Raw genomic sequence first — 8,500 nt, 5'->3', positions numbered from 1 at the left:
ATATCTTGGCAACGTAAGTCCAGCTGACTTCGAAGATCGGTCAGCCGGGTCCTTTCAAACCGTCCACTGAAACGGGGCAAGACGAACTTGCCTAGTTCTAAGCCAGACAGGCTCAAATTCTCTGTTGTCCGCCAAAGCATCAAGGCTTGTATCGTGCGTAGTCGAAGTCCATATACACAAGGCTTACGTTTTTCTTTTTCGACCTGCTGTCTCCCCAATTCGGCGTTCAGTCTTTCGATTCAGACCGACCACGCCGAGTCGCCGCAATGATGCGGGCGGCAACTATTAGGAGACTTCCACCATGGCAAATGGCACAGTAAAATGGTTCAACTCGACCAAAGGTTTTGGCTTTATCGAACCTGAAGATGGCAAGCGCGACGTGTTCGTTCACATCTCAGCAGTTGAACGTTCCGGCCTTAGCGAATTGAAAGACGATCAGAAGGTTACTTTTGACGTCGAAGCTGGCCGTGACGGACGCGAAAGCGCCGCCAATCTGGCACTCGCCTGACTTTTTGCGGGCACCCTTTCGGGTGCCCGTTTGCACAATGGGCTACTATAAGCCGTTGGAGAACAAGTAAGTTGCAACCTAAAGACTGGACGCGGGTGCTCGCACAATACCGTGTGCCCGATGCGAAGCGCAGTGTTTCTGAACTTGCGATCACTGTTGTTCCCTTATTCGCGCTATGGGCCCTAGCGTGGTTTGCGTTGTCATTTAGCGTCTGGATCGCGATACTTCTAGCCGTGCTGAATGCCGCATTTCTGGTCCGTATCTTCATCATTATGCACGATTGTGGTCATGGATCTTTCTTTAGAAGCCGCAGCGCATGCAATTGGACTGGACGGGTTCTAGGTGTTCTTACCGTGACACCCTATGACGTTTGGAGGCAAAGCCATGCGATTCACCATGCCTCAACCGGTAACCTTGATCGCCGTGGTATGGGTGACATCCCTACGTTGACCATTGAGGAATACTTGAAACGGAATTGGTTCGGGCGTGCCGCGTATCGGCTGACCCGGAACCCTGTCTTCCTGTTCGGAGTTGCGCCGATTTATACGTTCTTTATTCAATACCGCTTACCTGTTGGTTTCATGCGGTCGGGCTGGCTGTATTGGGCAAGTGCGATGGGAACAAACGCGGCAATTGCAGGGGTATTGGCCCTAGTTTTTTGGGCCGGAGGCATTGAGGTTTTAGCGTATGTTTTCCTACCAACCGTGATTGTCGCATCATCCATTGGTATTTGGCTTTTCTACATTCAACACCAGTTCGAACACACGACTTGGGATCGGGAAGAGGGCTGGAGCCTTCAGAACGCCGCGTTCTACGGCAGTTCTCACTATGCCCTGCCAGGCATCCTGCGGTGGTTCTCTGGCAACATTGGTGTGCACCATGTTCACCACCTCGCCAGCCGCATACCGTTTTATCGGCTAAACGAGGTCTTGCGTGATCATTCTGAGTTGGAAGATTGCCAGCGTATTACTTTATTTGAGAGCCTTCATTGCGCACGATTGCATCTTTGGGACGAAGAAAGACAGCGCTTACTGACATTTTCCGAGGCTTTGTCAAAGGCCAATCCCAACAAAAGTTTAGTGTAGTCTGGCGCGGACCAAATAGGCTTCGACAGTATCACCTCCGAGGGCGCGGATGGCTTCTAGTCGGTGAAGGCCTTCAATCAGCACGAACCTCTTGTTGTCCGGGCGTATCTGGATCGGGGTCTTCTGGCCGTTCTTCAGGATATCTTCGGCCAGCGTCAGAACTTTTTGTTGATCAAGCGTTTTCGCCCGTTTCACAGGTACATAGATCAGGTCGAGCGGATATGGTCTTTTCTCCAACATAAGCTACGTGAGCAACCGTTCGTGCATTTGTTCCGGTTCGAAGTTCGCTACAAGAGCTGGGGCTGGAACGTACGTCATAGACCCGAACGAACAGCGTCGCGCAGTTCCTGATGCATAATCCAAGTTGCTGGCTCATCGTCACTTTCGATGTGAGAAAATGCCAGGACCTGCGCGGATCCATCATTCTGTGCCGATCCGGCTTCAGGAAGTTCGAGCTCCAGATATTCCGCAATCAATAGTCCGATTTTCTTAAAGACCTTGATGGAGGCCTCACGCGATTTGTAACCGGCCGCCTGAGACAAGTGACCAATGGTCAGACCGTCCTTGCCTGCGATTGTAAGTGCTTTGAGCATTGTGACCTGCGCAGGGGTGAGCCTGATCTGGCGCAATGCCTCGGCATATTCTCTTTCACTGGGAACGAAGGTGCCGGAGTTTCCCTCCAAACGGCGTTGACCGCTACGCTTCCTGTCTCGTTCTTCAAGAATTTCTTTTAAGGCCTCAATGGCCAATGCTGGTGTTTCGCCGACTGCGTCAGCAATCATTGCTTGCGTTTTAGCCGGTGGCTTGGGGAATGCGCGCGCAACGCTGTTACCGCTCAGAATGCCAGCCTTAATCAAGTACTTTCCAAATTCTACTTCAATCACTCCAGATACGTCAGCGTTCCGCGTCTTACGGACACTGCGGTCCTGAAATGCTCTTTGTTCCAGACCATGAGCTGACATCTTTGAACCGGGAAGGGTTACTTGAGGGGCATTTCTACGCATCAGAGAAACACCACCACAATTATGGCCGCAACAAGCACCGCCGACGCCACAGATATTTTAATCCCGTAGGACCGGCGACGCGCCTTTTCAGCTTTGAGGCTTTTACCCAAGTTTTCGTCAATCGAGTTATGGTTCACGGCTTGGTCCTTCCGGATATGTCAGGCGATATTGATTTCCAGCAACCTATTTTCGCGGCATATTTTCGGCGCACTTATCGTTCTGTCTTGTGAACGGCCGATTACATTCCCAACCATCACTTCTTCGATTCAAATGAGCGTTGGAAGGGACAAGGATCGCAACGCACCTGTCCTGGTTTGCGCGAAAGCCACGTTCACATTTCCATCCAGAGTAGGTTTCAGGCGCAAGGTATGCATGCTGTGGAACGGCCACAGGCTCACAGCCGCTCTCCGCTGCCCTGTACCCTCTGAGGCATACCCACCCATCCGAGCTTCTTTTGTCACTCAGACGACCGTTTTTTGGAACTTCTATTGCAACACATGTCTGGCTGTCCTTACGAAATCCCCAGTTGCAGTGTATTTCCTGTGCGCCAAACCGGGTTCCGACGTACCCATTTTGAGGCGCTATCAATTCTTCGCATCTTTCACCGACTTGTCGGAAGAGCCGATTGCACTCCCATCGATCTCCGGTCGATGCAAGATATGCGTTTTTAGGAACTTCTATTTCCTCACAAAAATCTCCAACGCGCTTGAATCCATGGTTGCATTCCCAACCTGGACCATAGGAACTGCCGGTCAAATGCGCATTTTCAGGTGCGTTTGCTATTTGACACGATCCGTTCTTGTTTTCGAAACCTTCGTCACAAACCGATCCGTCGGCATTGCCTGCGACTTGGGCATGAAGCTGCGTTCCCGAGAGCAACACCAAGAGTGTCGGGATCAGGCAAAGAACGCGGCGCGAAAACACGATGAATGACTGATTGAAACGGAGCGTGAGACCTGATCTATCGGGCATCAAGCACGCAATTTATGAGCCATGTGCTTTTCATACGGCGCCTTCTTTCATTGGTCACGCGATGACTGGGGCTTGTCAGGTGACAGTTGCGAATGCTTGCGAGGAACGAGCTCATAACGAAGACCTCAGCGGAACCCGTTCCTATGCTGAGGCACATGCTACAATTAGTCTGAAGGCCATTGGATTATCGTAACCGGCAGCATTGCGGCGGCGAGCAACTTTTTACCAATACACTATTGTCGTTCCTAGTCTGTGAAGAGTCAAGGACGCACGCTCGTCAAGAAGCGTGTGCTGCGGAATGGTCAATTTTTGAGACCGGCGAGTTATTAGGTGGTTGAGAGAATAACTGAGAGGCAAAATTCACTTTGGGGCAATTTAGGTTGACAATTCATCCGTGAAATCGCCGGATTTCTTGGGCAACAATCTTGGCGATGGTGAACGCTCGCCGCTCCAGCCCATTGCCGACACCGAACTAGGAGATTCGCAATTTCTATCGACAGTTTTGCGGACACTGAGATTGGAAGACACCTAGCCGACGCTGCACTTCGTTGCCGCATGGTATTCTTCACTGGATTACCAGCATCAGGAAAGTCATCCCTGTTGCGTCAGCAGATATCCATTTCGGTCTCCTTGGGACGTCGCGTGCATATTATGCGTTGGGATACAGGTCTCGCGGCGTTTCAGACCGAAGATCTACTCGCTAGATATCCAGATGTTTCGGATGGAACTCATCCGTTGATCCGGAAGGCTGCCAGGCTGTGGGGTCGGAGAGCCCTGGCGCGATGGCTGGCGGAGAATACCGACCCCACAGACTTGATTGTCGGAGAAGTCCCTATCATCGGAAACAGGTTTTCCGAGTTCATCCAGGCGCAGCTGGATCAGGTTAAACCAGCCTTAGCATCCGAGGAAACCACATTCATCTATCCCGTTCCTACAAAGAGCTTGCGTGCCAATCTCGAAGCCTTCCGAAGGTCTACGATTGCGAACCCAAAACATCCTGATGAGGCCAGAGATGCGCCTCCATCGACAATGGAACTGGCTTGGCGTTTGACGTGTGCCAAGGCCGAAGAATTGGGTTTGATCTCTGAAGCGGACAGTCGTTCTCCATACGAGGAGATGATTTATGTGCGGTTTTTTGAGCACCTACTGCAACACCGAAACGCCATCAGAATTGGGGTCGATACGATTTATTCAGTTGCCGGGTCAGCCCATGATCTAGGGGCGAGTATTCTTGAACTCAATGCAAGCCCGGATGAAGTACGGTGTGTAATCGCAGAGTTAGAGGCTGCTTTTACAGTCGAGGAAGCTACCCGAGACGTTGAAAACTGGTATCGGGTGTAGCCCTCGTGCAAAAGTTCGCTCTTTGGCGTCTTGGAAACTGCAAAGTCTAACTGTGCATGTCCGCGTTGGTTTCGCGCCGCCGAAATAGCAGAGCGCAGAGAAATGCGTAATTGAGGCCGCGCTGTTTGGACAAAGGAGTTAATGTCGGTATCAGCCGGTCAAACCTGCCGCCCATAGCCCATTGGCAAGACGTTCAAAATCATCCGGTCGCCGCCACATAGACCGAAACCCGCGGGCAAGGCTTTCGACCGTCTCATCCTCAACCACAATACCTCGACTTGTGAATTCATCGTGACGTTCGGTGACAAATTCTCGCAATGCGTCGGAGGCGTCTCGCGCTCGTTCGAGCTGCGCGTAAGACGCGGCCACAAATGCAGTGGCCAACGAGTTAAGCCGCGCTGCTCCCATTAGAAAACTAAGTGCTGCTTCATAGTTACCGTTGAAAAATTCGACCTGCCCCATAATCCAGTCGATGGCAGGCGGATGTAGCGGGTCCAGCGCCATAGCTTCCGAGACCACATCGTGCGCCTTTTCGTGCTGGCCGAGCAGTAGGAGAGCATAGCCGCACCAAGCCATCGACTCCGCTTCGGTTTCTATCATGGAAAGTGTCTTGTTGAATTGCGCTTCGGCCTCACCCCACAGTCCGGCGCAGAGATAAGCAAACCCAAGCTGGTCCTGAATGTAGACGTCCCGGTTATCCAGTGCCACGCCCTTTCGGGCGATTTTCAACGTGTGAGTGGGTGCGTCAGCGTCTGCCAGCCCAAGCCACAAGTCTATGACATATGTGTCTGAAAGATACATGTAAGATCGCGCGATGGTCGGATCGAGAGCGACCGCTCGTTCCAACAAAGCTCTCGCCTTGGCCGTATCTCGTGCGTTCAGGCCGTCGCGCAATGCCTTGCCCTTAAGCATCAGTTCATAGGCCTTCATCTGATCCGCTGGTTTCTGTGTCGAACGGTCGACGACATCGTGCTGGACCCTGCCAGGCAACACTGCGACGATATTTCGGGCCACCTCGTCTTGTACTGCCAGAACGTCCTCTAGTTCATGGTCGTATCGATCCGACCAGAGTTGAGTCCCCGTTCGTGCGTCAGCGAGTTGTACAGATATTCTCACGCGACTACCGGCCTTCCGCACGCTGCCTTCAACCAGGTAATCTGCGCTGAGCGCCTCCGCGATTTTGGCCGGATCTGTGTCTTGTGTTCGGAACCTGAATGACGCGTTTCTGGAAACAACCTTAAGCGTCCGAAAACGCGATAAACCCACAATAATGTCTTCCGCAATCCCATCGCTAAAGAATGCCTGCTCGGGATCATCGCTCATGTTGTGTAGAGGCAGGACCGCAATAGTGGCTTTTCCTGAGGCTTCAGGCCGAGGCGGTTCAGCGCATACTGCGCTTAACCCGCCAATGCGCCAAGCATGTACCGGATCGGCAACGTTCTTTACCGTGTGCTGACCAGCATCCTCCCAGGCGACCGGTATACGATTCCCGACCACACGATATACAGCGTCCGACACCAACACACCGCCGGGCGGGGCAAGCTGCTCCAACCTTGACGCAAGGTTCACACCGGACCCAAAAACATCTCCGTCGCGCATGATTATGTCCCCAAGAGTGACGCCAATGCGAAATTGGAGAGAGTCCTTACCTGCCGCTGATGCGTTTTGCCATTCGACCGCGCAGGAAACGGCATCGACTGCGCTGTCGAAGCTGGCGAGCAGACCGTCACCCATCTGTTTGACGATGCGACCGTGATGCCGAGCGACAAGCGGAGCAGCAATATCGTCAATGTGCGCTGAAAGAAATTCGAGCGTGCCTTTCTCGTCCCGCTCCATCCGGGCGGTAAAGCCGACAAGGTCGGAAATCAGGATGGCCGCCAGCTTTCGCTCCACGTATTGTCCTCCTTTCTGTTTCATACTGGTCGCTATGTGTTTAGACCATGCGAAAGTGCACAGGGGCGAATTCTGACCTTGCTTTAGACGGGGTTCAACGTCGGGAAACACTCCGATAAGTCTGCGAGAAAAGCTTAAGGACAAACAGCCGAGTTGTCCTCGCCTTGAGTTGCGCCATGTCCGCTTTGTGCTGCTCCAGTCACTATTGCGAACAGTGGCGAACGCGACTTCGAGCCTAGCGCCGCAATTTGCTGGAGCGGCAAACCCTCTATTTCGAACTTTTTTGGGCCGCAGCCAGCGGTGATGCCGCCACGGCCCGCGTGGTATCGCGTCAATTCGTTGGGGTCACATCGACCAACGTGGGTTTGCGATCACCGCTGGTATCAAAGACGATCATCTCGTTTCCCATAGCTCCGAAGTCAATCTGCTTCATATCAACCATGTGCACCGTTCGGTCGTACATTGTGTGATAGTAGTAGACGAGGTTCAGGGAGTCCGCAGCGGTCGTGATCTGTGTTGCGCTATAAAGCAGGTCATCCGATTGCACATCGTCTTGGGCGCCCTCAGCGGCATCGGCAGGAATGTTGAAGTTGTCCAGAATGCGGAACGCCTCGCGCACGGTGTCATAGCCACCTTGCGTTTCCCGCGCTGTCTGGGAAAAGGCGACTGCACGGACAAACCGGGATGGGGGTGTGAAGTCGCCTGGCAGTCCTATCATACCGCTCCCGGCACCCAGGGGCGAGAAAGTCACGCCGCTTGCCTCAACTTCCGGAAGCCCGAGGGCCGACAGGTTTACGTAGTTGTTTAAGTTCGTCATGTGCCAATCGTAGTTTGGCGAATTGGTGATCACGCCAAGCGGTGCATCGAAAATCGTCAGTTCGCCATCAATGTATTCAACAACGATTCTTCCGCCGAACCGGTCAGCAACCAACATATGAAACGGGAATGGAAAACCTAAGGTCTCATCCACGACCCCGACGACACGGACGTCCGCTAACCCAGTGGCAGCCTCTTCAACCGTCTCAAACTGAGAAAGAACATAGCTGGCGAGCAAATCGCCGGGAATCGTGTTGTCAGCTAGGTCAGGATCGTACTCCTGATACTCTGTAAAGCCAGGCAGATAAAACAACCCGGCGGTCAACCCAGCTTCATTGATCCCATCTGCGGGCACCCCATGATCCAACATGCTGATACCAACCATTCCAAATCGGCCGGTCCAGTTTGTTCCGTCTTGCCCATCTGGCATTTCGCCTGCGGAATACATGAAGCCTCGGGGAATAATGTTGATCTTTGTCTCAAGATCGAACGGCCCCCATTCGGCGGTTCTTGCGCGAAGGATGCTTCCATCCTGCCCCGTCAACATGATGCCAGTACATCCCCAAGCCATCGATACTGAAGCCACAAAGGTTATGGTCGCTTTTGGCAATGTTTGAAGTAACTTGAAATGACGCATGGTCGTTCTCCAATTGGACTGATCTGATCTCATGAACTCACTAAATCAAGCTACCACACCGGTTCTCAAGTTGAATGAAGTTTGCATGATCTCCAAATAGGCGAGAAAGTCCGCCTATTCCGTCCCTTGGACTTTGCAAAGCCCGACTCTGAATGTCAGGTTTGGGCTGCGTGGTTTTTCTCTGATTTGGTGGACACCTAGAATAGGCGCAGCCCGCGCCGGGAGGTGTCGAATGACGAAGCCG

At 52.7% G+C, this 8,500-nt stretch carries 7 protein-coding genes; 3 read left to right on the top strand and 4 right to left on the bottom strand.

Features of this window, described 5'->3' with window-relative positions; translation table 11 throughout:
• Positions 1-301 precede the first annotated feature (301 nt).
• Both ACR0L4_RS23135 and ACR0L4_RS23130 read left to right on the top strand, forming a co-directional pair.
• Positions 302-508: a cold-shock protein gene (locus ACR0L4_RS23135; protein ID WP_170755028.1), complete on the top strand. Its 207-nt coding sequence runs from the start codon at positions 302-304 to the stop codon at positions 506-508.
• Between the two features lie 71 nt (positions 509-579).
• Positions 580-1,593, top strand: coding sequence for a fatty acid desaturase (locus tag ACR0L4_RS23130; protein WP_480515533.1), 1,014 nt, complete (start codon positions 580-582; stop codon positions 1,591-1,593).
• Here ACR0L4_RS23130 and ACR0L4_RS23125 read toward each other — a convergent pair.
• Both ACR0L4_RS23125 and ACR0L4_RS23120 read right to left on the bottom strand, forming a co-directional pair.
• The gene (locus tag ACR0L4_RS23125; RefSeq protein WP_170520004.1) at positions 1,585-1,833 is read right to left on the bottom strand and encodes a ParB N-terminal domain-containing protein; all 249 of its coding nucleotides are present in this window, start codon (positions 1,831-1,833) and stop codon (positions 1,585-1,587) included. The genes ACR0L4_RS23130 and ACR0L4_RS23125 overlap by 9 nt on opposite strands.
• Before the next feature lie 74 nt (positions 1,834-1,907).
• Entirely contained in the window at positions 1,908-2,597 is a 690-nt protein-coding gene (locus ACR0L4_RS23120) for a hypothetical protein (protein ID WP_480515530.1), read from the bottom strand.
• Between the two features lie 1,572 nt (positions 2,598-4,169).
• Between ACR0L4_RS23120 and ACR0L4_RS23115 the strand changes: the two genes are divergently transcribed.
• Positions 4,170-4,910, top strand: a complete 741-nt coding sequence (locus ACR0L4_RS23115) for a hypothetical protein (protein ID WP_480515528.1) — start codon at positions 4,170-4,172, stop codon at positions 4,908-4,910.
• 150 nt (positions 4,911-5,060) lie between these two features.
• On the opposite strand, the gene ACR0L4_RS23110 is transcribed toward ACR0L4_RS23115, so the two are convergent.
• Both ACR0L4_RS23110 and ACR0L4_RS23105 read right to left on the bottom strand, forming a co-directional pair.
• The gene (locus ACR0L4_RS23110) at positions 5,061-6,803 is read right to left on the bottom strand and encodes an adenylate/guanylate cyclase domain-containing protein (protein WP_480515526.1); all 1,743 of its coding nucleotides are present in this window, start codon (positions 6,801-6,803) and stop codon (positions 5,061-5,063) included.
• Between the two features lie 331 nt (positions 6,804-7,134).
• Positions 7,135-8,256, bottom strand: coding sequence for a linear amide C-N hydrolase (locus tag ACR0L4_RS23105; RefSeq protein WP_480515524.1), 1,122 nt, complete (start codon positions 8,254-8,256; stop codon positions 7,135-7,137).
• Positions 8,257-8,500: the final 244 nt, after the last annotated feature.

This window comes from Ruegeria sp. AB5 (assembly GCF_056542645.1).
Note: the sequence above shows the minus strand (reverse complement) of the source record. Positions and strands in the feature narration are given on the sequence as shown.

Coding starts and splice junctions, on each gene's coding strand:
- ACR0L4_RS23135 (WP_170755028.1), top strand. CDS start 302: ATGGCAAATGGCACAGTAAAATGGTTCAACTCGACCAAAGGTTTTGGC.
- ACR0L4_RS23125 (WP_170520004.1), bottom strand. CDS start 1,833: ATGTTGGAGAAAAGACCATATCCGCTCGACCTGATCTATGTACCTGTG.
- ACR0L4_RS23120 (WP_480515530.1), bottom strand. CDS start 2,597: ATGCGTAGAAATGCCCCTCAAGTAACCCTTCCCGGTTCAAAGATGTCA.
- ACR0L4_RS23105 (WP_480515524.1), bottom strand. CDS start 8,256: ATGCGTCATTTCAAGTTACTTCAAACATTGCCAAAAGCGACCATAACC.